Annotated in this window: 19 protein-coding genes; 8 read left to right on the top strand and 11 right to left on the bottom strand. The window is 68.6% G+C overall.

From position 1 onward, the window contains the following. On the top strand, positions 1 to 2,685 hold the full coding sequence (gene acnA / locus AC4GY7_RS04590) for an aconitate hydratase AcnA (protein ID WP_491112215.1): 2,685 nt from the start codon (positions 1 to 3) through the stop codon (positions 2,683 to 2,685). Between the two features lie 141 nt (positions 2,686 to 2,826). After that, entirely contained in the window at positions 2,827 to 3,297 is a 471-nt protein-coding gene (locus AC4GY7_RS04585; protein ID WP_491112214.1) for a DUF2141 domain-containing protein, read from the top strand. A gap of 4 nt (positions 3,298 to 3,301) precedes the next feature. Here the strand turns inward: AC4GY7_RS04585 and AC4GY7_RS04580 are convergent, their stop codons facing one another. From AC4GY7_RS04580 to AC4GY7_RS04560, 5 genes are all read right to left on the bottom strand, one after another. After that, complete coding sequence (locus AC4GY7_RS04580) at positions 3,302 to 4,696, bottom strand: amino acid permease (RefSeq protein WP_491112213.1); 1,395 nt, start codon at positions 4,694 to 4,696, stop codon at positions 3,302 to 3,304. Positions 4,697 to 4,758: 62 nt separating this feature from the next. Continuing rightward, entirely contained in the window at positions 4,759 to 5,541 is a 783-nt protein-coding gene (locus AC4GY7_RS04575; RefSeq protein ID WP_491112212.1) for a transporter, read from the bottom strand. Further along, on the bottom strand, positions 5,538 to 6,308 hold the full coding sequence (gene xth / locus AC4GY7_RS04570) for an exodeoxyribonuclease III (RefSeq protein WP_491112211.1): 771 nt from the start codon (positions 6,306 to 6,308) through the stop codon (positions 5,538 to 5,540). The genes AC4GY7_RS04575 and xth overlap by 4 nt, the downstream gene beginning before the upstream one ends. A 5-nt stretch (positions 6,309 to 6,313) precedes the next feature. Further along, positions 6,314 to 6,652: an iron-sulfur cluster insertion protein ErpA gene (gene erpA / locus AC4GY7_RS04565; protein WP_443585014.1), complete on the bottom strand. Its 339-nt coding sequence runs from the start codon at positions 6,650 to 6,652 to the stop codon at positions 6,314 to 6,316. 133 nt (positions 6,653 to 6,785) lie between these two features. Beyond that, positions 6,786 to 7,955 (bottom strand): M23 family metallopeptidase, encoded by a 1,170-nt coding sequence (locus tag AC4GY7_RS04560; protein WP_491112210.1) that lies wholly within the window; start codon positions 7,953 to 7,955, stop codon positions 6,786 to 6,788. 326 nt (positions 7,956 to 8,281) lie between these two features. Here AC4GY7_RS04560 and AC4GY7_RS04555 point away from each other — a divergent pair, with 326 nt between their 5' ends. Continuing rightward, positions 8,282 to 9,241 carry an isopenicillin N synthase family dioxygenase gene (locus AC4GY7_RS04555; protein ID WP_491112209.1) on the top strand — a complete coding sequence of 320 codons (960 nt, stop codon included), beginning with the start codon at positions 8,282 to 8,284 and terminating at the stop codon, positions 9,239 to 9,241. A gap of 40 nt (positions 9,242 to 9,281) precedes the next feature. Here the strand turns inward: AC4GY7_RS04555 and AC4GY7_RS04550 are convergent, their stop codons facing one another. From AC4GY7_RS04550 to hflK, 5 genes are all read right to left on the bottom strand, one after another. Continuing rightward, on the bottom strand, positions 9,282 to 10,496 hold the full coding sequence (locus AC4GY7_RS04550; protein ID WP_491112208.1) for a M20 metallopeptidase family protein: 1,215 nt from the start codon (positions 10,494 to 10,496) through the stop codon (positions 9,282 to 9,284). Between the two features lie 66 nt (positions 10,497 to 10,562). Beyond that, positions 10,563 to 12,200, bottom strand: a complete 1,638-nt coding sequence (locus AC4GY7_RS04545; RefSeq protein ID WP_491112207.1) for a helicase HerA-like domain-containing protein — start codon at positions 12,198 to 12,200, stop codon at positions 10,563 to 10,565. A 333-nt stretch (positions 12,201 to 12,533) separates the two neighbouring features. Then, complete coding sequence (locus tag AC4GY7_RS04540; RefSeq protein ID WP_491112206.1) at positions 12,534 to 14,087, bottom strand: Do family serine endopeptidase; 1,554 nt, start codon at positions 14,085 to 14,087, stop codon at positions 12,534 to 12,536. Between the two features lie 115 nt (positions 14,088 to 14,202). Then, positions 14,203 to 15,042 (bottom strand): protease modulator HflC, encoded by an 840-nt coding sequence (gene hflC / locus AC4GY7_RS04535; protein WP_443585175.1) that lies wholly within the window; start codon positions 15,040 to 15,042, stop codon positions 14,203 to 14,205. 32 nt (positions 15,043 to 15,074) lie between these two features. Next, the gene (gene hflK, locus AC4GY7_RS04530) at positions 15,075 to 16,226 is read right to left on the bottom strand and encodes an FtsH protease activity modulator HflK (protein WP_491112205.1); all 1,152 of its coding nucleotides are present in this window, start codon (positions 16,224 to 16,226) and stop codon (positions 15,075 to 15,077) included. Positions 16,227 to 16,297: 71 nt separating this feature from the next. On the opposite strand from hflK, the gene AC4GY7_RS04525 reads away from it, so the two are divergent. The 4 genes from AC4GY7_RS04525 to AC4GY7_RS04510 are packed head-to-tail and all read left to right on the top strand — an operon-like array spanning position 16,298 to position 18,665. Continuing rightward, positions 16,298 to 17,254 carry an Mrp/NBP35 family ATP-binding protein gene (locus tag AC4GY7_RS04525; RefSeq protein WP_491112204.1) on the top strand — a complete coding sequence of 319 codons (957 nt, stop codon included), beginning with the start codon at positions 16,298 to 16,300 and terminating at the stop codon, positions 17,252 to 17,254. 17 nt (positions 17,255 to 17,271) lie between these two features. Continuing rightward, positions 17,272 to 17,703, top strand: a complete 432-nt coding sequence (locus AC4GY7_RS04520) for a CoA-binding protein (protein ID WP_491112203.1) — start codon at positions 17,272 to 17,274, stop codon at positions 17,701 to 17,703. 57 nt (positions 17,704 to 17,760) lie between these two features. Beyond that, positions 17,761 to 18,108, top strand: coding sequence for a hypothetical protein (locus AC4GY7_RS04515; protein ID WP_491112202.1), 348 nt, complete (start codon positions 17,761 to 17,763; stop codon positions 18,106 to 18,108). Next, on the top strand, positions 18,105 to 18,665 hold the full coding sequence (locus AC4GY7_RS04510) for a hypothetical protein (protein WP_491112201.1): 561 nt from the start codon (positions 18,105 to 18,107) through the stop codon (positions 18,663 to 18,665). The genes AC4GY7_RS04515 and AC4GY7_RS04510 overlap by 4 nt, the downstream gene beginning before the upstream one ends. A 203-nt stretch (positions 18,666 to 18,868) precedes the next feature. On the opposite strand, the gene AC4GY7_RS04505 is transcribed toward AC4GY7_RS04510, so the two are convergent. Then, positions 18,869 to 20,164, bottom strand: coding sequence for a homoserine dehydrogenase (locus AC4GY7_RS04505; protein ID WP_491112200.1), 1,296 nt, complete (start codon positions 20,162 to 20,164; stop codon positions 18,869 to 18,871). A gap of 138 nt (positions 20,165 to 20,302) precedes the next feature. On the opposite strand from AC4GY7_RS04505, the gene AC4GY7_RS04500 reads away from it, so the two are divergent. Further along, positions 20,303 to 22,270, top strand: coding sequence for an OPT family oligopeptide transporter (locus AC4GY7_RS04500; RefSeq protein WP_491112199.1), 1,968 nt, complete (start codon positions 20,303 to 20,305; stop codon positions 22,268 to 22,270). Positions 22,271 to 22,397 lie beyond the last annotated feature (127 nt).

Genomic DNA, 22,397 nt, shown 5'->3' with positions numbered 1-22,397 from the left:
ATGACCGCCATCGGCCAGGACAGCCTGAACACCCGCACGACGCTGACCGTCGGCGGCAAGACCTACGATTATTTCAGCCTCGCCAAGGCGGCCGAGAAGTTCGGCGACATCAGCCGCCTGCCCTTTTCGATGAAGGTGCTGCTCGAGAACATGCTGCGCTTCGAGGACGGCAAGACCGTGACCGAGGCGGACGTGAAGGCGATCGTCGACTGGCAGCAGGAGCGCCGCTCCGATCGCGAGATCCAGTATCGCCCGGCGCGCGTGCTGATGCAGGATTTCACCGGCGTGCCCTGCGTCGTCGATCTCGCCGCAATGCGCGATGCGATCACCAAGCTGGGCGGCGACGCCGCCAAGATCAATCCGCAGGTGCCCGTGCACCTCGTCATCGACCATAGCGTCATGGTCGACGAATTCGGCACGCCCCAGGCGTTCGAGGACAACGTCGACCTGGAATATCAGCGCAACGGCGAGCGCTACGAGTTCCTCAAGTGGGGTTCGGCCGCACTCGACAATTTCAAGGTGGTGCCGCCGGGCACGGGCATCTGCCATCAGGTGAACCTCGAGTATATCGGCCAGGCGGTCTGGTCTTCGGAAAGCACCGGCGACCATGGCGACGGCACGGCGATCGCCTATCCCGACACGTTGGTCGGCACCGACAGCCATACGACGATGATCAACGGCCTGGGCGTGCTCGGCTGGGGCGTCGGCGGCATCGAGGCGGAAGCGGCGATGCTCGGCCAGCCGGTCAGCATGCTGATCCCCGAGGTGGTCGGCTTCAAGCTGACCGGCGCGCTGAAGGAAGGCATCACCGCTACCGACCTGGTGCTGACCGTCACGCAGATGCTGCGCGCCAAGGGCGTCGTCGGCCGCTTCGTCGAGTTCTACGGCCCGGGCCTGTCGTCGATGACGCTCGCCGATCGTGCGACCATCGCCAACATGGCGCCGGAATATGGCGCGACCTGCGGCTTCTTCCCAATTGACGACAAGACGATGGACTATATGCGCCTCACCGCGCGGTCCGAGGAGAATATCGCGCTGGTCGAGGCCTATGCCAAGGCGAACGGCTTCTGGCGCCACGACGATGCCGCCGATCCCGTGTTCACCGACACGCTGGAACTCGACATGGGGACGGTCACCGCCAGCCTCGCCGGGCCGAAGCGCCCGCAGGATCGCGTCAGCCTGGGCAAGGTGGACGAGGTGTTCAACGGCGACCTGTTCAAGATCTACCACAAGGAGCGTCCGAGCCGCGTCGCGGTGGAAGAGCGTGGCCATGACATCGGCGACGGCGACGTGGTGATCGCGGCGATCACCAGCTGCACCAACACCTCCAACCCGAGCGTGCTGGTCGCCGCCGGCCTGGTCGCGCGCAAGGCGAACGCGCTCGGCCTCAAGCCCAAGCCTTGGGTCAAGACCTCGCTGGCGCCGGGCAGCCAGGTGGTCACCGACTATCTCAACAAGGCGGGGCTGACCCAGGACCTCGACGCGATCGGCTTCAACCTGGTCGGCTATGGCTGCACCACCTGCATCGGCAATTCCGGCCCGCTGCCCGGCCCGATCTCAACCGCGATCAACGAGAACGACCTCGTCGCCGCATCAGTGCTGTCGGGCAACCGCAACTTCGAAGGCCGCGTGTCGCCCGACGTGCGCGCCAACTTCCTCGCCAGCCCGCCGCTGGTCGTCGCCTATGCGCTGAAGGGCACGGTGACGCAGGACATGAGCGAAACGCCGCTCGGCCAGGGCAAGGACGGGCAGGACGTCTTTCTGAAGGACGTGTGGCCGACCAACCAGGAGGTCGCCGACGTGATGGCGGCCAACATCGACGATGCGATGTTCCGCAGCCGCTACGGCAACGTCTATGCGGGCGACGAGAAGTGGCGCAGCATCGACGTGACCGGTTCGGCGACTTACAGCTGGCCGGCGGCGTCGACCTATGTCGCCAACCCGCCGTACTTCGAGGGCATGGAGATGACCCCGAAGCCGGTCACCGACATCATCGAGGCAAAGCCGCTCGCGATCCTGGGCGATTCGATCACCACCGATCACATCTCGCCCGCCGGATCGATCAAGGCGGACAGCCCGGCCGGCCAGTGGCTGACCGAGCGCCAGGTCGCGCGCAAGGACTTCAACAGCTATGGCGCGCGTCGCGGCAACGACCATGTCATGGTCCGCGGCACCTTCGCCAACATCCGTATCCGCAACGAGATGGTGCCGGGCATTGAAGGCGGCATGACCCAGTATCAGGGCGAGACGATGCCGATCTACGACGCGGCGATGCGTCACAAGGACGACGGCACGCCGCTGGTGATCGTCGCGGGCAAGGAATATGGCACGGGCTCCAGCCGGGACTGGGCGGCGAAGGGCACCAACCTGCTCGGCGTGCGGGCGGTCATCACCGAGAGCTTCGAGCGTATCCACCGTTCGAACCTGGTCGGCATGGGCGTGCTGCCGCTGCAGTTCGCCGACGGCGTGACGCGCCAGACGCTGAAGCTGGACGGTACCGAGACGTTCACGATCACCGGCGTCGCCAACCTGCGGCCGCGCCAGACCGTGGAGGTCAAGCTGACCCGTGCCGACGGATCGAGCGAGACGTTCGAGACGCGCTGCCGGATCGATACCGTCAACGAGCTGGAATATTTCCTCAACGGCGGCATCCTCCAGTACGTGCTGCGCAACCTGGCGGCATAAGCGGCCACAGCGATGGATGAGAGGGGGAGGTGCCGCGGGGCGCCTCCCCTTTTTTTGTCCGGCCGTCGTCCCGGTGCAGGAAACGGCGACCGCCACGGCGTCGACATACCCTCGCCACATCCTTCGTTATAACAGCGGCTTATGCTTCGCTTCGTACCCCTGTTGCTGCTCGCCCTCGCCTCCCCCGTATTCGCCCAGCACAGCACCGCAGGCTGTACCGCCGGCACCCCTCACCGGGTGCTGGTGAGCATCCGCGGCCTGCGCGCGTCCAGCGGCGGCGTGCGGGTGCAGTTGTACGAGGAGAGCGGCTTCCTCGACAAAGGGCGCTGGCTGGCGCGGGTGGAGGCGCCGGCGGCGGGGAAGCGCAACGTCGAGGTGTGCGTGCCGGTGCCGCGGCCGGGCACCTATGGCATCGCGGTACGGCACGATGCCAATGCCAACGGCAAGTCGGACGGCGGCGACGGCGGCGCCTTCTCGCGCGATCCCAAGCTGTCGATCCTGCGACTGAAGCCCGCCTTCGCCCAGGTCGCGGTGCCGCTGGGCGCCGGCACCAGCCGGGTGAGCGTGACGATGAACTATCGCCACGGGCTCAGCATCGGGCCGGAGGGCTGACGCCTCAGCCGGTCACCACCGCGCGGCTGCGGGCGTAGAGGAAATAGACCAGCAGGCCGAAGGCGTTCCAGCCGACGAAGGCGATCTGCGTCACCGCCTGCAGGCTGGTGAAGAGGTAGCAGCAGCCGGCAATCGCGAGCGGTGCCACCACCCAGGCGAGCGGGGTGCGGAACGGTCGCCGCGCAGCGGGATCGCGGCGGCGCAGCACCAGCACGCAGGCCGCGACCGCTACGAACGCGCACAGCGTACCGGCATTGGCGAGGCTGGCGATGACGTCGAGCGGCGCGAGGCCGGCGATGATCGCGACGAACACCGCGGTCATCGCGGTGATGCGCGCCGGGGTGCCGCGCCGGCTCACTTTGGCGAGGCTGGCGGGCAGGAAGCCGTCACGGGCCATGACCAGAAAGATGCGGCTCTGCCCATACAGGAAGGCGAGCAGCACCGTCGGCAACGCGATCGCCGCCGCGGCGGCGACCACGGTGGCGATGCCGCCCTGGTTCAACTCGCGCAGGATGAGGGCGAGCGGTTCCGGGCTCTTGCCGAAGCTGGCGTAGCTGACCGCGCCGACTGCGGTGGCGGCGACGATCATATAGATCGCGGTACAGGCGAGCATCGATCCGACGATACCGATGGCGAGGTCGCGCTCGGGCTTCTTCGCCTCTTCCGCCGCGGTGGAGATCGCATCGAAGCCGTAGAAGGCGAAGAAGATGATCGCGGCCGCACCCATCACGCCATATTTGACGCCCCCTGCCCCCTCAGGGCTGCCGTAGCCGTAGGGGGCGAAGGGGTGGAGGTTGGCGGCATCGAAATGCGGCAAGGCGACGCCGACGAACAGCGCCAGGGTCACGATCTTCAGCACCACCAGCGCGGTGTTGATCCGCGCGCTTTCGCGGGTGCCGAGCATCAGCAGCCCGGCGACGACGGCGATGATCGCGACCGCGGGCAGATTGACCACCCCGCCCAGACCGGGGCCGTTGGCGAGCGCCGCGGGCACGACGATGCCCAGTCCCTTGAGAAAGCCCACGGCATAGCCCGACCAGCCGACCGCGACGGTGGAGACGACCAGCGAATATTCGAGGATCAGGCTCCAGCCGACGACCCAGGCGATCACCTCGCCCAGCACAGCATAGCTGTAGGTATAGGCCGAGCCGGAGGCGGGGATCATCGTCGCCATCTCGGCATAGCAGAGCGCCGCGCAGGCGCAGATCGCGCCGGCGACGACAAAGGCCAGGATCACCGCCGGACCGGCCCGTTCGGCGCCGACGCCGATCAGCGTCAGGATGCCGGTGCCGACGATCGCGCCGACGCCGAGCGCGACGAGATGCGGCCAGCCGAGCGTGCGCGCGAGCTGCTGCCCCGGCGGCTGCGGTTGAATAATCTTGCGGCGGAACAGGCTCATGGAATCCCCTCGTCTTTACCGGGGGCTATAGGCCGTCTGCGGGAACGTGGGTAGCGGTGCGTTCAGAACCGCCGGGCGATGCCGGCGGACAGTTCCAGATCGGGCGTGTCACGGTTCAGCCCGGCGATGCCGAACAGGTCGAGCTGCCAATCGTCCTGCGGCTGCCATGCGACCGACAGCGCGGTACGCGCGCGGGTGGTGTGGTCGCCGGGCTCTGCGTCGCGGACCACCTGCGCCTCGGCGGACAGCGATACCGCCTTCATCACCTTGACCGTGACGCCGGCGGCGCTGCCGTAGCGCAGGTGATGGCCGGGCGCCTCGTCATTCGGCAGGCCGCGCACCGAGGGCGTGGCATCGATCCGCACCGTATCGCTGAGGTCGTAGGATACGGGCAACAGCAGGCTGTAGCCGACGCCGCCTGCACCGATCGGCACCCGGCCGATGGGCAGGCTGACTGAGGGCAGCACGGCAATGGCGAGGCCCTGGCCGTCGGGATGCAGGAGCGACGCCTTCAGCCCGAGCACGGCATCGCCGACGCGGTCCGCGCGGTCGATCGCGCCGCTCGCCACGTCGCGCACCCGCTCATGTCCGAACGGCTCCCAGCTCGCGCGCACCTCCAGCCGGTCGGTGACACCGAGCCGGACGAGCGTCTGTGCGATCGTGATCGTGTCGGTGCGGCTGTCCGGCTGGCGATCGAGCGTCCAGTCGGCGACTCCCGTTTCCAGCGACACATGCCCCTTGTCGACGATGCACGCCGGCGTATCGAGCCCGGGCCGTTCCGGGCAATATTCGCGCAGCTGGGCCGCAGCAGAGACAGCGGCGACGGCGAACGCCGGCCGCCTCACCGCAGGCGTACCCAGGTCGGCGCGTGATCGCTCGCCTTTTCGCGACCGCGATACGCCTTGTCGACGCCGGCATCGACCAGCCGGTCGGCAGCCTGCGGGCTGAGCAGCAGATGGTCGATGCGGAAGCCGGCATCGCGCTGCCATGCGCCGGCCTGATAATCCCAGAAGGTCCAGACGCCGCCGGTCGGCTGGCGGGTGCGCAGGGCGTCGGTCCAGCCCTGCGCCAGCAGGCGGCGGTAGGCGGCGCGGCTTTCGGGCTGCATCAGCGCATCGTCGGCCATCGCGCGCACCGAAAAGGTATCGTCGTCGTTGGGGATGACGTTGTAATCGCCCATCAGCACCGTCGGCACCTCGGCATCGAGCAGCACGCGGGCGCGCGCCGCCAGCCGTTCCATCCAGCGCAGCTTGTAGTCGAACTTGGGGCCGGGCTGCGGATTGCCGTTGGGCAGGTAGATGGAGGCGACGACCAGCCCGTCGACCTCGCATTCGAGGTAGCGGCTATGCTCGTCCTCCGGCTCGCCCTCCAGCCCGCGCTGGCGCTCGACGGGTGTCTGCCCCCTGGCGAGCACGGCGACGCCGTTGAACCCCTTTTGCCCATGCCAGACCGCGCCGTAGCCGGCGGCCTCGATATCGGCGATCGGGAAGGTATCGTCGCTGGACTTCAGCTCCTGAAGGCAGACGACGTCTGCCTGCTCCTCGGCGAGATATTCCAGCAGGCGCGGCAGGCGCGCCTTGATGCCGTTGACGTTGTAGGTGACGAGCTTCACGGCAGCTAGATCGCGAAGCTGGAGCCGCAGCCGCAACCGGAGGCGGCGTTGGGATTTTCGACGCGGAAGGCGGCACCGCCCAGCGATTCGACGTAATCGACCTGGCAGCCGCGGACGAGATCGAGGCTGACGCTATCCACCACCAGCCGGACGCCGTCCGTCTCCGCCACGGTATCGTCACCCTCCGGGGCGTCGGCGAAGCCGAAGCGGTACTGGAAGCCCGAGCAGCCGCCGCCGTCGACGGACAGGCGCAGGATGGCGGGTTTGTTCTGCTTGCCCGCGATCGCGGCGACGCGCGCGGCGGCGGCAGGGGTGAGCATGATGTCGGGAGCGAGGCTGGCCATGCGGGGGAGATAGGCGCGAGCGGGGATCGGGGCAACGGGGGCGTTGGCGCTGCCGGTAATCCCGGCGGAAGCCGGGATGACGAAGGCGAATGGGGATGCAGAGTAAAGGCGGCGTCGCAGCCGCCTAGCGCGATCAGTCCTGGGCGGCGGGGCCGTCGGTCGAAACCGGGATCGCGTGAACGGCGCGGTCCTGCGCGGCGAGCAGATAGTCGGCGGTGGTGAGGAACGGGATCGGGTTCACCGCATGGCCGTCGATGCGGACTTCGTAATGGAGGTGCGGGCCGGTGGAGCGGCCGGTCGAGCCCATCAGCGCGATCAGCTGGCCGCGCGTCACGCGGGCACCGTCGGCGACGAGGATCTTGGACAGGTGGCCGTAGCGGGTGGCGATGCCCTTGCCATGGTTGATCTCCACCATGTTGCCATAGCCGCCCTGGCGGCCGGCGTGGCCGACGATGCCGTCGGCGGTGGCGTAGATCGGCGTACCGACCGGACCGGGGATGTCGACGCCGGCGTGCATCGCGGCAGTCCCGCGGAACGGGTCGGAACGGATGCCGAAGTTGCTGGTGAATTGCAGATGCTGCACCGGCTGCACCGACGGGATGGCGATGGCGCCCTGTTGCAGCGTATCGAGCTTCTTCCAGCTCTGGAACAGGGTGCGGAACTGGGCGTCGGCCTTGAGGTCCGCCTGCGCCTCGGCACCGTTGGCGTCGAGCATCGGGCCACCCATGCCGCCGGTCGTCGTCCGGGCGACCTTCAGGCGGCCGGCGACGCCCAGCGTCTTGAGCGTCGCATCGGTTTGGGCGAGGCGGCGATCGAGCACCTTCTGCGCGGCGGCGGCGAGTTCGCTCTGGCGCCCTTCCACCTTGACCAGCGGTTCGACGACATCGGCGGCGAGGCGATCGGCGGCGGGATCGATCGCCAGCTGCGCGAGCGCGAGCTTGGCCTCGTCGCCCTTGCCGGTCAGCGCGGCGGCGATCAGCGCCTGGCGCTGGTCGAGCCGCTCGGCATGTTCGCGCGCGACCTGGCGGATGGTAGAGACGCGCGCCTGCATCGCGTCGAGGCGATGCTCCATGTGCACGATGCGGGTATCGGCCGGCTGGGTGGCGAGCTGCGCCGCCTGCGCCGCGCCATAGCCCGAAAAGCCGATCATCAGCGTGCCGGCGACCGCCGCCACCGCCTGCGACCGGCCGGTGATGCTGACCCGGCGCAGGCCGCGGCCATCGTGGAACAGGACATCGCGGGTGGCGAACAGCGCGCGAACGCGCGAACCGAAGGCAGCAGCAGTACGGGCGAAGGTGTTCATCGTACCCCAACACGAGTGCGCCGTTCCCGCCCTGACCGGGACCGGCTGTTTGACATCGTCCTGACCCGCAGCCCCACCGCGCCCCAGACCGGGACGGTGAGACACCATCCGATCCACGGCCACAAGACCGCGGATACCGCTACCGCGATCAAGCGGCTGGGGCGTGCGCCGAACGGATGATATGGGGTTACATGGGTTCGTGCTGCTGACGCTTTCGCACGATCGGTACGGGAATCACCCCGCCGAAACCCCCGGCGGGCGAAGTTGCGCATGACGCATCGGCAGGCGCGGGGTATAACTGCCGCTTCATCAAACGGATGGCTCTTATGCTCGACACCCCCTCGACCGCGCAGGTCCCCACCCTCAGCCTCGCCGACCAGGCAAGCGATCCCGACGGCTTCGCCGCCGCGTTCGGCGAATCGTTCGAACGGTTCGGCTTTGCGATCGTCGCCGACCATGGCGTGCCGCAGGAGCTGATCGCGCGCGCCTGGCGCGAGACGGAGGCGCTGTTCGCGCTGCCCGAGGCGGAGAAGCGCGGCTATTTCGTCGAAGGCGGCGGCGGTGCGCGCGGCTACACCCCGTTCAAGACGGAGATCGCCAAGGATGCGAAGCACGTCGACCTGAAGGAATTCTGGCACATCGGCCGCGAGTTGCCGGCCGGGCATCGTTATGCCGATACGATGTCGCCCAATATCTGGCCCGAGCGGCCGGAGGGGTTCAAGCAGACCTTCCTCGAACTCTTCACCGCCTTCGACCGGGCCGGCGACCGGCTGCTGTCGGCGATCGCGCGGCACCTGGGGCTGGCGCCCGACTGGTTCGACCCGGCGGTGAAGGACGGCAATTCGGTGCTGCGCCTGCTGCACTATCCGCCGATCCCCGCCGATGCCGAGGGCGTACGCGCCGGCGCGCATGAGGACATCAACCTCATCACGCTGCTGCTGGGCGCGGAGGAAGCGGGCCTCGAACTGCTCGACCGGCACAGCGGGCAATGGCTGGCGATCAAGCCGCCGGAAGGCGCGATGGTGGTCAACGTCGGCGACATGCTGCAGCGGCTGACCAACCATGTCCTGCCGTCGACCACGCATCGCGTCGTCAATCCGCCGCCCGAGCGCCGCGGCCATTCGCGCTATTCGATGCCCTTCTTCCTCCACCCGGCGCCCGATTTCCTGATCGAGACGCTGCCGCAGACGGTGACCGCCGAGAACCCGAACCGCTACCCCACGCCGATCACCGCGCACGATTACCTGTACGAACGGCTGGTCGAGATCGGCCTCATCAAGGCGTGAGGAGCAGGCATCCCTCCCCTGCCTGGGGAGGGATCGACTCTCAGTCGAAGCCGCGTTCGAGGTAGCGCGTCGCCACGGCGCAGTGCAGCGCGACGCCCTGCGCCATGACCGATTCCTCGATCGTCATGCGGGTGTTGTGCAGCGGCGGGTTGGTGGCCGGATCGCTGCCCGCTGGCGCGACGCCCAGGAAGGCGAAGGCGCCGGGGATCTCGCGCAGCACGTAGGAGAAATCCTCCGCGCCCATCATCGGCTGCGGCATGGGCGCGAAGCGGGCGCCGAGATCGCCCGCCACCGCCTCGACCAGCGCGGCGCCGCGGGGATCGTTGACGGTCACCGGATAGCCGCTGTCGATCGTCACCTCCGCGCTGGCGCCGTGGGCGATGGCGACATGCTCCGCCACCCGCCGGATCGCGGCGTGCATCGTCTCGCGCGTCGCCTCCGACAAGGTGCGCAGCGTGCCGAGCATCGCCACGGCATCGGGAATGATGTTGTGCGCCGAGCCCGCTTCGATCTTGGTGATCGACAGCACCGCGGGATCGGTGACGGCGATCCGGCGCGCGACGAAGGTCTGGAGTGCGGTGACGATCTCGCAGGCGACCGGCACCGGATCGATGCAATCCTGCGGCATGGCCGCATGGCCGCCGGCACCGCGCACGCTGATACGCACCGTGTCGGCCGAGGCCATGATCGACCCCGACCGGGTGATGACGACCCCGGCCGGCGCATTGGGCGTAATGTGCAGCGCGAAGGCCGCGTCCGGCGCGGCGATGCGCAGCAGGCCGTCGTCGATCATGAAGCGGGCGCCGTGATGCCCCTCCTCCCCCGGCTGGAACATGAAGACGACGGTGCCTGGCAGCGTGTCGACCCGCGCGCACAAGGCCTTGGCGGCACCGACCAGCATCGCGGTGTGCGAATCATGGCCGCAGGCGTGCATGCGGCCGGGAATGGTGCTGGCGAAGGGCAGCCCCGTCTCCTCCTGCATCGGCAGCGCGTCCATGTCGCCGCGCAGCAGCACGGTGCGGCCGTTGCCCCCCTGCTGCCCGCGCAGGATCGCGACAAGGCCGGTGGTGGAGGCGCCTTCGTGAAATTCGAGCGGCAGGCCGGCGAGCGCTGCCTTGATCTTGGCCGTGGTGCCGGGACAGTGGAGGCCGATCTCCGGCTCGGCGTGGATCGCGCGGCGCAGCGCGACGACGCCGTCCAGTTCGGCCTCACCGGCCGCGGTCCAATCGATCATGCTGTGGTCGTCGAGGGACATGCAATGGCTCCAATCAGGATGCCATGGTGCGCCGGTGTGCCGCGATTGTCGAGCAGATGCCCGCAATCACCGCCGCATCAGGCCGCCGAGTACGTTCCGCAGCACCGTGCCGACCAGGCCGCCGCCGGACGATGCGCGTCGCGAGCCGGTGCCGAACACCTGCTTGCCGATCTCGTTCGCCACCTGCCGTCCGATCGACGAGCTGGCGGCGCGGGTGGCGGAGGTCATCGCCTTGGCCCAAGGTGAATTCGCCGCCTCGCGATCCGCCGCGGCCTTCGCCTTGGCCTCGGCGGCGGCGGCGCGGGCTGCCTCCTTTGCAGTCCGGGCGTCATCCTTCGCCTGGATCGCCGCCGCCTTTTCGGCATCATCGGCGGCGCGGGCGGCTGCGGCGGAGGCGGCGGCCTCCTGCGTCTTGGCGGCGAGGATCTCCTCGGCCGATTCCCGGTCGATGGCGGTGTCGTACTTGGCGCCGACCGCGTCGGTGTCGATCATCACCGCGCGTTCCTGCGGGGTGATCGGGCCGACGCGGCTGGCGGGCGGCTTGATGAGCGTGCGCTCGACCGGGGACGGCGATCCGTCCGCCTGGAGTAGCGACACCAGCGCCTCGCCGACCTTCAACTCGGTGATCGCGGTCGCGACGTCGACGCCGGGATTGGCGCGGAACGTCTCCGCCGCCGAGCGCACCGCCGCCTGGTCGCGCGGCGTGAAGGCGCGCAGCGCATGCTGGACCCGGTTGCCGAGCTGTCCCGCCACCGTATCGGGCACGTCGATCGGGTTCTGGGTGATGAAATAGATGCCGACGCCCCTCGAACGGATCAGCCGCACGACCTGCTCGATCTTGTCGAGCAACGCCTTGGGAGCGTCGTCGAAGAGGAGGTGCGCTTCGTCGAAGAAGAAGACGAGCCTGGGTTTGTCGGGATCGCCGACTTCGGGCAGATGCTCGAACAATTCGCTCATCAGCCAGAGGAGGAAGGTGCTGTAGAGCTTGGGCGCTGCCATCAGCTTGTCGGCGGCAAGCAGGTTGACAATGCCGCGGCCGCGATCGTCGGTGCGGATGAGGTCGTCGATCTCCAGCGCGGGCTCGCCGAAGAAATGATCGCCGCCCTGCGTGCGCAGCTGGAGCAGCGCGCGCTGGATGGCGCCGATCGATTGTTTGGAGACGTTGCCGTAGGTGGTCGTCAGCTCGTCGGCACGCGTCGCGCAATGCGCGAGCATCGCCTGCAGGTCATCGAGGTCGAGCAGCAGCAGCCCGTCCTTGTCGGCGACGTGGAAGGCGATGGTCATCACCCCTTCCTGCACCTCGTTGAGATCCATCAGCCGGCTGAGCAGCAACGGCCCCATTTCGCTCACCGTGGTGCGGATGGGATGGCCCTGTTCGCCGTACAGGTCCCAGAATTGCACCGGATTGTCGGCATAGGCCCAGTCGGTGTCGCCGATCTCGGCGGCGCGCGCGGCGAAGCCCGCGTGCGTCTTGGCCTGGGGCGAGCCCGCCATGGCGAGGCCGGACAGGTCGCCCTTCACGTCGGCGACGAAACTCGGCACGCCGGCGCGGCTGAAGCCTTCGATGATCCCCTGCAAGGTCACGGTCTTGCCGGTGCCGGTGGCGCCGGCGATCAGGCCGTGGCGATTGGCGCGGCGCAGGTCGAGCAACTGGGGCTTGCCGCCATCCTGCCCCGTGCTCGCGCCGATGAAGATGCCGTCCAACGATCGCTCCTCCTTTCTATCGACCCCGGCTTGGTACTGATCCACAATGGATATAGATAATCCAATACAGTAGACAACGATCTACTCTCCGAGCATCATCGTCAAGCCAAAGTCAGGCAACATGGAGTCATTCTGATGAAAACGTTCAAGCGCTTCTCGCTCGCCCTGCTTACGTTACTAACGATGACGACATCATCCGCGGCGGTATATGCACAGACTCAAGGTCCTGTGATCGTATGTGCGCCAGGCTGCTGGCCGGACATGTTCGGCCAATTCTGTCAATGTGGCGCCTAAATTAATAGGCCGGGAGAAATCTCTCCCGGCCTCCATCATTTACTTAATTTTCACGGCCAAGAACCGTGGAATATCACGGCCACGCTGAACTAACAGTAGCACCTGGGGCCGCCCCGCAGCCTTTGCCTGTGCCACGACGCGCGCGAAGTCGGCCGCGGTGCGGACGGGCACGCCATTGACCGCCTGGATCACGTCCGTGCGCCGCAGCTTGCCATTCGCATCGCTCGACTGATCGACCGTCGCGATGACGACACCCTGCACCGACGTATCGACACCGATCGCGCGGGCGATACCGGGGGTCAGTGCCTGCACGGTAATGCCGAGCGGTGCGGTCGATCCTTGCGTGACGCCATCGCCGTCGTCGCTGCCGTCGTCCTGGCCATCGTTCGGGCCGAAGCCGCCCGAATCCTCGCCGCCGTTGGCCAGCGCGCGGAGCTGGTCGTTCGACGGACGCGTCGCCACCTGCACGGTGAGCGACACAGGCTGCCCGTTACGCAGCACCTCGAACCGCGCCGTCGTTGCCGGTTGCAGGTTGGAGACGAGGCGCGTCAGCGTCTGGTCGGGGGTAACCTGCTGACCGTTGATCTTCGTCACCACGTCGCCGGCGCGCAGGCCACCCTTTGCGGCCGGACCGTTGGGCTCGACCCGCGCGATCAGTTCACCCTGGTTCTTGGGGATACCGAGTGCCGCCGCGGCATCGTCGTTGACGCCGCCGCCGATCGACACGCCGATATAGCCGCGGGTGATCTTGCCGCCCTTCATGAACGTCTCGATGATCGGCTTGGCGGTCGCCGCGGGAATGGCGAAGCCGATGCCGATGTTGCCGCCCGACTGGCTGAAGATCTGCGAATTGACGCCGATCACATTGCCGTTGAGGTCGAACATCGGGCCGCCCGAATTGCCTTGGTTGATCGAGGCATCGGTCTGGATGAACTGGTCGTAGGCGCCGCCCTGACCGGTGACGCGGTTGATCGCCGAGATGATGCCCGCGGTGACGGTACCGCCGAGGCCGAAGGGTTCGCCGATCGCCAGCACCCAATCGCCGACGCGTGCGCGGCTCGAATCGCCCCACTTCACGAAGGGCAGGCCGGCAGCATCGATCTTGAGCAGCGCAAGGTCCGAATCCTGGTCCTTGCCGATGACCTTGGCGGTATATTCCTTGTTGTTGGACAGGGTGACGGTGATCGAGTTGACCGTCGCCCCTTCCGCACCCGGCGCGATCACGTGGTTGTTGGTCACCACATAGCCGTCCGGGGAAATGAGGAAGCCCGAACCCAGCGACTGGCCCTCGCGCTTCACCGGCGCGCCGCCCTGGCCGCCCATGCCGCCGAACAGCTCGCCGAACGGCGTGCCGGAGAAGGGGTTGGCGGGCTGGCGCTGCACGATGGTCTGCTTGGTCGAAATGTTGACCACCGCCGGCTGCAGCTTGGCCACCATGTCGGCAAAGCTCATCGGTGCGCCGGCGCGCGGTGCGCTCGCCTGGATCGCGCCCGGTTCGTTCTGCGCCTGCTGTGCGGCGCTCGGCTGGAGGGCCAGCGTGGCGGTCGCGCCGCCCAGAAGGAGCGCACTGGTGATGGCGTAGGCGTAGCGCACTAGGGGAGATTCCTCTCGTTGGTGACGTTCAATATTGGTGCATTACTGGCCCCAAACGCCTGAACGCCGCTTGAATGTTCATGAACGGGAAAACTGGGGGCGGTGCTGCCCCCGATCAACGCCCCCGCCCTTCGAACTCGCGCAAGTAACTGTTGTTGGGCGACAGAATGATCGACGTCGATCCGGTCGGCGGCGTGCCGCCATCCGCACCGAAGGTGTGACGATACGACTGCATCGCGCGATAGAAGTCGTAAAAATCGGCATCCTTGGTGAAGCTGGCCGCATAGATGCGCGCCGCCTGGGCGTCGGCCTCGCCGCGGATGATCTGCGCGTCCTTCTGCCCCTGCGCGCGGATGGTGATCGCCTGCTGCTGGCGCGCGGTGGCCATGCGGGCGAGCGCACGGTCGAGCGGGCTGCCGTCGGGCAGGTCGGCGTGCTTGATGCGCACGTCGACGATCTGCACGCCATATTGGCTGGCGAGCCGCTGCAGGCGTGCCTGGATATTGTCCATCACCTGGTCGCGTTCCGGGCTGAGCAGCGTCGCGAACGGCTGGTTGCCCAGCTCGTTGCGGATCGAGCTGCCGAGCAGCGGGCGCAATTGCTCGGTGATCCGCGCCTCGGTCTGCGAGGTGCTGCCGGTGGCGTTCACCGCCTTCAGGGGATCGACGATGCGGAAGCGGGCATAGGCATCCACCTCGAGGCGCAGCTGGTCGGACGAGAGGACCTGCTGGTTGTCGTAATCGACGTCGAGCACGCGCTTGTTGAGCCACACCAGCCGGTCGATGAACGGGATGCGCAGGATCGGCCCCGCGCCCGTGTCGCCGAAGCGCTGGTTCGGCTTCCACGCGTTCACCGTGCGCACCGGCTGTTCGAAGCGCAGGATCACCACCTGCTGCGTCTCCGGCACGATCGTCACCGTCGCGGCGAGCAGGATGACGAAGATCAGTGCCGCCATCCCGATCGCGATCGGGTGCTTCCAGAGCCCCTTCACTGGCCGCCTCCCTGTACCGGGGCAGACTGGGCGGGGGCAGATTGGGCGGACTGGGCCGGCTCCGGCTGGGCGGACTGAGCGGTGGCCGCATCGGGCAGGCGCCGCGTCGGCCCCATCGGCAGGTAGGGCACCACGCCGGTCGGCTCGACGATGGTCTTGTCGGACTTGGCCAGCACGGCCTCCATGGTTTCGTAATACATGCGGCGGCGCGTCACTTCGGGGGCAAGCCTGTACTGTTCGTACACCTTGTCGAACTGCGACGCCTCGCCCTCGGCGCGGGCGATCACCTGCTTGGCGTAGGATTGCGCCTGGTTGCGGGCGCCCTGCGCGTCCTGCTGGGCGGCGGTGACGTCCTTGAACGCATCGTTGACGCGGGCGGGCGGATCGGCCTGCTTGATGCCGACGCCGACGATGACGATGCCCGACTTGTAATCGTCCAGCACCTTCTGCATCCGCTCCTGCGCCTGGTTCTCGATCTCCGCGCGGCCCGGCCCCAGGGCGGAATCGAGCGTGACGTTGGCCACGACCTCGCGCATCACGCTCTCGGCCGTCGCGCGCACGGTGTCGCGCGGCTTGTCGATCTGGAAGACGTAGTTCTGGGGGCTCGAGATCTTCCAGCGCACCGCATAAGCGAGATCGATGATGTTCTGATCGCGCGTCAGCATCAGGTTTTCGCTGCCGCTTTCAGGAAAATTCTCGATGCGGATGTTCTGCACGTCGACCTTCACCACGCGTGCGATCGGCGCCGGCAGCGTCATCGCGATGCCCGGGTCGAGCGTGCCGGAATAGCGGCCGAGATAGGTCACCACCCCGCGCTCCTGCGGCGCGATCGGGTGGATCGAGGTGTAGAGGATCCAGACGAGCAGGATGATGCCCGCGCCGATCAGCCACAGCGCCCGTGCGTTGGGCGCGCCGGGCAGGCCGTTGAAGCCGCCTCCGCCGCCGCCGCCACCACCCCGCGCCTTGCGCAGGAAATCATCGAGCGCCGTGGGCTTCGCACCGGGCTTGCGACCGCCGGGCGGCAGCGACCAGGGATTGCGCGGGCCGCCGCCCGAGCCGCCGGCGTCGTCGCCCTGCCCCCACGGGCTCTTCGGTGGTTCGGCTGCGAGGATGGGAGGGCGCGCCTTGCGGCCCGGCAGGATGCTCATGCCTCCCCTTATAGGAAGGCGTCCGCGGAAAAACAGTGGCAAGCCGCGGCCGTGCGCCTATCTGCCTCGCCATGACACAAGACGTTACGATCGCGCGCATCCGCGCCGCCGCCGGAACCCGCGCGACGGTGCGCTTCGAGGGCCAGCGCGCCGGCATCGTGCTGGACGCCACCGGGCTTGGCGGGGCGGAGCGCGATGCACTGGAAGCAGCGGTGCGCGCCGCCGCGGCGGAGAGCTGGCCGGGCGAGGTCCGCGTGGTCGTCACCGCCGAGCGGGTCCAGCGCCGGCTGATCGCGGTGGCGAGCGGCAAGGGCGGGGTCGGCAAGTCGACGCTCGCCGCCAATCTCGCCATCGCGTTGAAGGCGCGCGGGCGGCGGGTCGGGCTGGTCGATGCCGACATCTACGGCCCGTCGCAGCCACGGCTGATGGCGGCGGAGGACCAGCGGCCGACCGCGAAGGACAAGGTGCTCGATCCGGTCGCTACCCCCTATGGCGTGCCGATGCTGTCGATGGGGCAGCTGGTGGCGGACGGCCGCGCGCTCGCCTGGCGCGGGCCGATGGTGGCGGGCGCGCTCACCCAGCTGGTCGAGGCGGATTGGGGGGCGACGGACACGCTGGTGCTGGACCTGCCGCCGGGCACCGGCGACGTGCAGCTGACCATTGTGCAGAAGCACAAGCCAGCCGGCGCGGTGATCGTGTCGACGCCGCAGGACCTGGCGCTGATCGACGCGACGCGTGCGATCGACCTGTTCGACAAGGCGGGCATCCCCGTGATCGGGCTGGTCGAGAATATGGCGGGCTATGCCTGCCCGCATTGCGGCATCGTATCCGACCCGTTCGGCCAGGGCGGTGCGGAGGCGACGGCGATGCGGCTCGGCCTGCCCTTCCTCGGCCGGGTGCCGCTGGCGATCGGCATCCGCACCGCCTCCGATGCCGGGCGGCCGCCGGCGGCGGGGAACGGCGCCGACGGGGCCGCGTTCCACTCCATTGCCGCGCAGGTCGACGACTGGCTGCGCGCGAACGGATAGACGCAAGGGAGACACGCATGCCGCTGACCGCCGATGCCGATATCAAGGCGCTGCTGGAAGGCGCGCGGACGATCGCGCTGGTCGGCGCATCCGACCGGCCGGACCGGCCCTCCTATGGCGTGATGGCGCGGCTGCAACGGCACGGCTATCGCGTGATCCCGGTCAATCCGCAGATCACCGGCGAGCACGCCCATGGCGAATTCGTCTTCCGCGAACTCGACCAGCTGGGCGATCCGATCGATATCGTCGACATCTTCCGCCGATCGGAGGCGGCAGGCGCCGTGGTCGACCAGGCGATCGCAATCGGCGCCAAGGCGGTCTGGATGCAATTGGGCGTAATCGATCAGGCCGCTGCCGCACGGGCGGAAGCCGCCGGCCTGAAAGTGGTCATGGATCGCTGTCCCGCGATCGAGATTCCGCGGCTGGGGGTCGCACCGATCGCCGCTTGATCTTCGGGGGGAATTGGCGGACACCGGAGCATCACCGGCCATCCGGAGTCCGTTCCGATGCTCGCCCTGCTGCTGTTGCTTGCCGCGCCTGCCGAAGATGCCGCCACGCTGGTGGCGCGCTCCTCCGCCGTGATCGCGGGCGAGCGTTGCCATTCCAATCCCAACGCGACCGACATCACCGTCTGCGGGCGGCGACAGGCGGACAAGTTCCGCGTGCCGTTCATCGTCCATGACGAAGGCGACCCGCGCTACGAGGCGGTGATCGTGGAGCGCGACCGCCTGCTAAACCGCACCAACCCGGTGAAGGAGCTCAGCCCCTTCCTGGTCGGCGGCGGCATGGCGGGCGCGACGATGAGCACCAGGAGCGGCCTCACCGGCGTCACCAAGCGGCCGCTGGCGCCGTGATTCTCTTTGCCCTGGCCCTGCAAGCTGCGACGGCGGCGGCCGAACCGGCTGCTGCCAAGCCCGAACCGGTGCAGACCCGCCCCGACGGCAGCCAGAGCTGGTCGATCATGTCGTGCGAGACGCGCGCGGCGAGTGGCGAGATCGTCGTCTGCGGCCGCAGGGACCAGAACCAGTTCGACGGCCCGCCCGTCGGCCGCGGTGCCAATCGCGACCTGTCCGCGGGCACGGCGCTGGCGCTCCAGGCGCCGCCGTGCGCGGCGCGGGTCGGCGGCTGCCAGGTCGGCTTCAACATCCTCGGTCCGCCGACGATGCTGGTGCGGGTGGTGCAGAAACTGGTCAACCCCAACAGCGAGTGTTGCGAAGGCAGCGACGCGACCAACCCGCTGTCGCTCGTCCGCGATGCCGCCCGCGCGATGAAGAAGGGATCGGCCAAAGCCGTCGACACCGCGGGGCGCGTGCCGATCGCGCTCGACGAGCCGGGGCCGGCCGGCCGGATCGTGCCAGCGACGACGGAGCCGGCAGCCGTCACCGCGCCGGAGCCCGCAGCGAAGCCCTGAGCGGCGGCATGGCTGGCGCTACCCTGCCGCCGTTCCTCAGGCCGGCCGTGACGACATGACCGTGCATGGTTCGCACCGAGCCTGTCCAAGCGCCTGAGTCTCACCTGTGCTTCGACAGGCCCAGCACAAACGGGGCTCCGCCGTCATGCCCTCTGGCTCCCGCTTCCGCAGGAGCACCGGCCCTCACCCAAGACCAACGGGCGTCACCCCAGGATGTGCATCCATAGCGGCTGGCCGGCGAGGCTCTGCGAGCCGCGCAGCTTCTCCAGCGCCCGGGCGACGCAGCGTTCGGGGCCTTCGTGCGTGACGATCGCGACGATCGCGCTGCCGTCGTCGGTGACGCCGCGCTGGATGAGGCTTTCGATCGACACGCCGGCATCGCGCATCGCCGCTGCGATCTCGGCCAGCACGCCGACCTTGTCCTCGACGGTGAAGCGCAGATAGGCGCGGCCCCGCCGTTCGCCGCTGTCCGCCTTGGGCTCGGCGGCAAGCGCGGCGGCCGGCATCGCATAGGGCGGCCCGAATTCGCCGCGCGCGATGTCGATGAGGTCGGCGACCACCGCGCTGGCGGTCGGGCCGTCGCCCGCGCCTGCGCCCTGGAAGAACAGGCGCCCGACGAAATTGCCCTCGGCGACGACGGCGTTGAGCGATCCGGTGACGTGCGCCAGCGGATGGTCGATCGGGACGAGGTGCGGATGCACGCGCTGGAACAGCCCGCCCGTCCCCGCTTCCGCGACGCCGACCAGCCGCACCTTGTATCCCAGCGCCGCCGCCTCCGCGATATCGGCGGCGATGACGTGGCGCACGCCGGTGGCCGACACATCGGCGAACGCGGGCTGCGTGCCGAAGGCGATGCTCGCGAGGATCGACAGCTTGTGCGCGGCATCGACGCCGTCGATATCGAAGCTGGGGTCCGCCTCGGCATAGCCGAGCGCCTGCGCCTCGGCGAGCACCTCGGCGAAATCGCGGCCTTCGGCTTCCATCTTGGAGAGGATGAAATTGCAGGTGCCGTTGAGGATGCCGTAGACGCGGCCGATCGCATTGGCGGCGGCACCTTCGCGCAGTCCCTTGATGACCGGAATGCCGCCGGCGACCGCCGCTTCGAACTTGAGCGGCACGCCGGCCGCCTCCGCCGCCTGCGCCAGGGCGAGGCCGTGATGCGCCAGCATCGCCTTGTTGGCGGTGACGAAGCCCTTGCCCGCCGCCAGCGTCGCGCGGGCCAGCGTCAGGGCGGGTCCGTCGGAGCCGCCGATCAGCTCCACCACCACGTCCGCGCCGTCGTGGCCGGCGAGTTCGCGCGTGTCGTCCACCCAGGCGAAGCGGGACAGATCGATGCCTCGATCCTTGGAGCGATCGCGCGCCGAAACCGCGACGACCTCGATCGGGCGCCCCGCGCGCCGGGTGATGAGGTCGCGGTTCGCATCGAGCAGACGGATGACGCCGCCGCCGACCGTACCAAGGCCGGCCAGGGCAACGCGCAATGGAATGGTGTCGTTCATCCCCGCCGCCTAGCGGAAAGGCGCCTTGCCTGTCGACCCGGCGCAGCTTTGTTTCGTCGATGACCGCGGCCATTGCCCGCGGGCGATGCGGCGTGCACAACCCCGCGGCAGTTCCTTCGCCCGAAAGTTTCCCACGTCATGGCCACCGCCCCCCGTTCGCCGATCGCACCCGTCGCCGAACTGACCGTCCGGGGTGTATTGCTCGGCGGGCTCATCACGTTGCTGTTCACCGCCGCCAATGTCTATCTGGGGCTGAAGGTCGGGCTGACCTTCGCCACGTCGATCCCGGCGGCGGTCATATCGATGGCGATCCTGCGCTACCTGCCGGGCGCGACGATCCTTGAAAACAACATCGTGCAGACCGTGGCATCGGCGGCGGGCACGCTGGCGGCGATCATCTTCGTGCTGCCCGGCCTGGTCATGATCGGCTGGTGGCAGGGCTTTCCCTATCTGCTCACCGCCGGCATCACGATGACCGGCGGCATCCTGGGCGTGATGTTCTCCGTGCCGCTGCGCCGGGCGCTGGTGGTCGATACCGCCCTGCCCTATCCCGAAGGGCGTGCCGCCGCCGAGGTGCTGATGGTCGGTGCGGGTAGCCGCGCGGGCGAGGCGGAAAGCGGCAAGGGGCTGCGGCTGATCGTCGTCAATGCCCTGGTGTCTGCGGGCTTCGCGGTGTTCACCCAGACCAAATTGGTCGTGGCGGAGGCGGCGCAGTTCTTTCGCGTCGGCGCGGGCGCGACCGGTATTTCGGGCGGGCTGTCCTTTGCGTTGATCGGCGCGGGGCATCTCGTCGGCCTGTCAGTGGGCTTGGCCATGTTCGCCGGCGTCATCATCGGCTGGTGGATCGCGTTGCCGTTGCTGACCGGCCTCTCCCCCGCCGCCGCAGGTGTCGGCATCGAAGATTGGGCAGGCGGCGTGTTTCGCACCGACGTGCGCTTCCTCGGCGCCGGCGTGATCGGCGTTGCGGCGATCTGGACGCTCATCAAGATCATCGGGCCGGTGCTGGCCGGCATCCGCTCGTCGATCGCGGCGAGCCGGGCGAAGCGCGGCGGCGCGGTGCTGGAACTGGGCGAACGCGACCTGTCGATCGGCATCGTGCTGGTCGTTAGCCTGCTGACGCTGGTGCCGATCGCCGGGCTGCTCTGGTCAGTGATCGCCGGCGGGCCGCTGGCGGGATCGGCGGTGGTGCTGATCCTGGGCGCGCTCGTGTTCGTCCTGGTCCTCGGCCTCGTGATCGCGGCGGTGTGCGGCTATATGGCCGGGCTGATCGGCGCGTCGAACAGCCCCGTGTCCGGGATCGGCATCCTGTCCGTGCTGGCTGCCAGCCTGATGCTGGTCGGGTTGTTCGGGCGCGGCGCGGGGCCTGATACCACGCAGGCGCTGGTCGCCTATGCGCTGATCGTGACCGGCATCGTCTTTGGCGTCGCCACCATCTCCAACGACAATCTCCAGGACCTCAAGACCGGCCAGCTGGTCGGTGCGACGCCGTGGAAGCAGCAGTTGGCGCTGATCTTCGGCGTGATCTTCGGCAGCCTGGTCGTGCCGCCGGTGCTGGAACTGCTGGCGACGACGTTGGGGTTCCAGGGCGCGCCGGGCGCCGGGCCGAACGCGCTCGCCGCGCCGCAGGCGGCGCTGATCTCCGCGCTGGCCAAGGGCGTGCTGGGCGGCGACCTCAACTGGGCGATGATCGGTTACGGGGCGCTGATCGGCATCGTGGTGATCGCGATCGACGAAACGCTCGGCCGGCTGGGCCGGCTGCGCCTGCCGCCGCTGGGCATCGGCCTCGGCGTCTACCTGCCGATGGCGGTGACGCTGCCGGTGGTGATCGGCGCGGTGATCGGCGCGGTGTACGATCGCTGGGCGGAGCGGCAGCGCGACGTGGAGTTTGCCAAGCGCATGGGCGTGCTGACCGCGACCGGCATGATCGTCGGCGAGAGCCTGTGGGGCGTCGCCTTCGCGGTGATCGTCTATGTCACCAATTCGGACGCGCCGCTGGCGATCGCACCGGCGGGGTTCGAGCGGTTCGCGCTGATCGGGGGCACCATCGCGTTCCTCGCCCTCGTCGCTGCCCTGTATCGCTACACGCGGCGTTCGGTGGCCGCCTGAAACGCGACCAACCGTTCATCGCAGGCGGAACACGCAGGGCCGTCCGCCGTTCTGCAACACGAACCCGGTAGTCATCCCGCCATCCCCCCCCGGCCGGTGACTGCCGGGTTTGCCGTAAGCGTAAGGG

The sequence above is a fragment of the Sphingomonas sp. SP5 genome, from assembly GCF_058313455.1.
The sequence above is the reverse complement of the archived record's forward strand: the minus strand, read 5'-3'. Positions and strand labels throughout refer to the sequence as shown.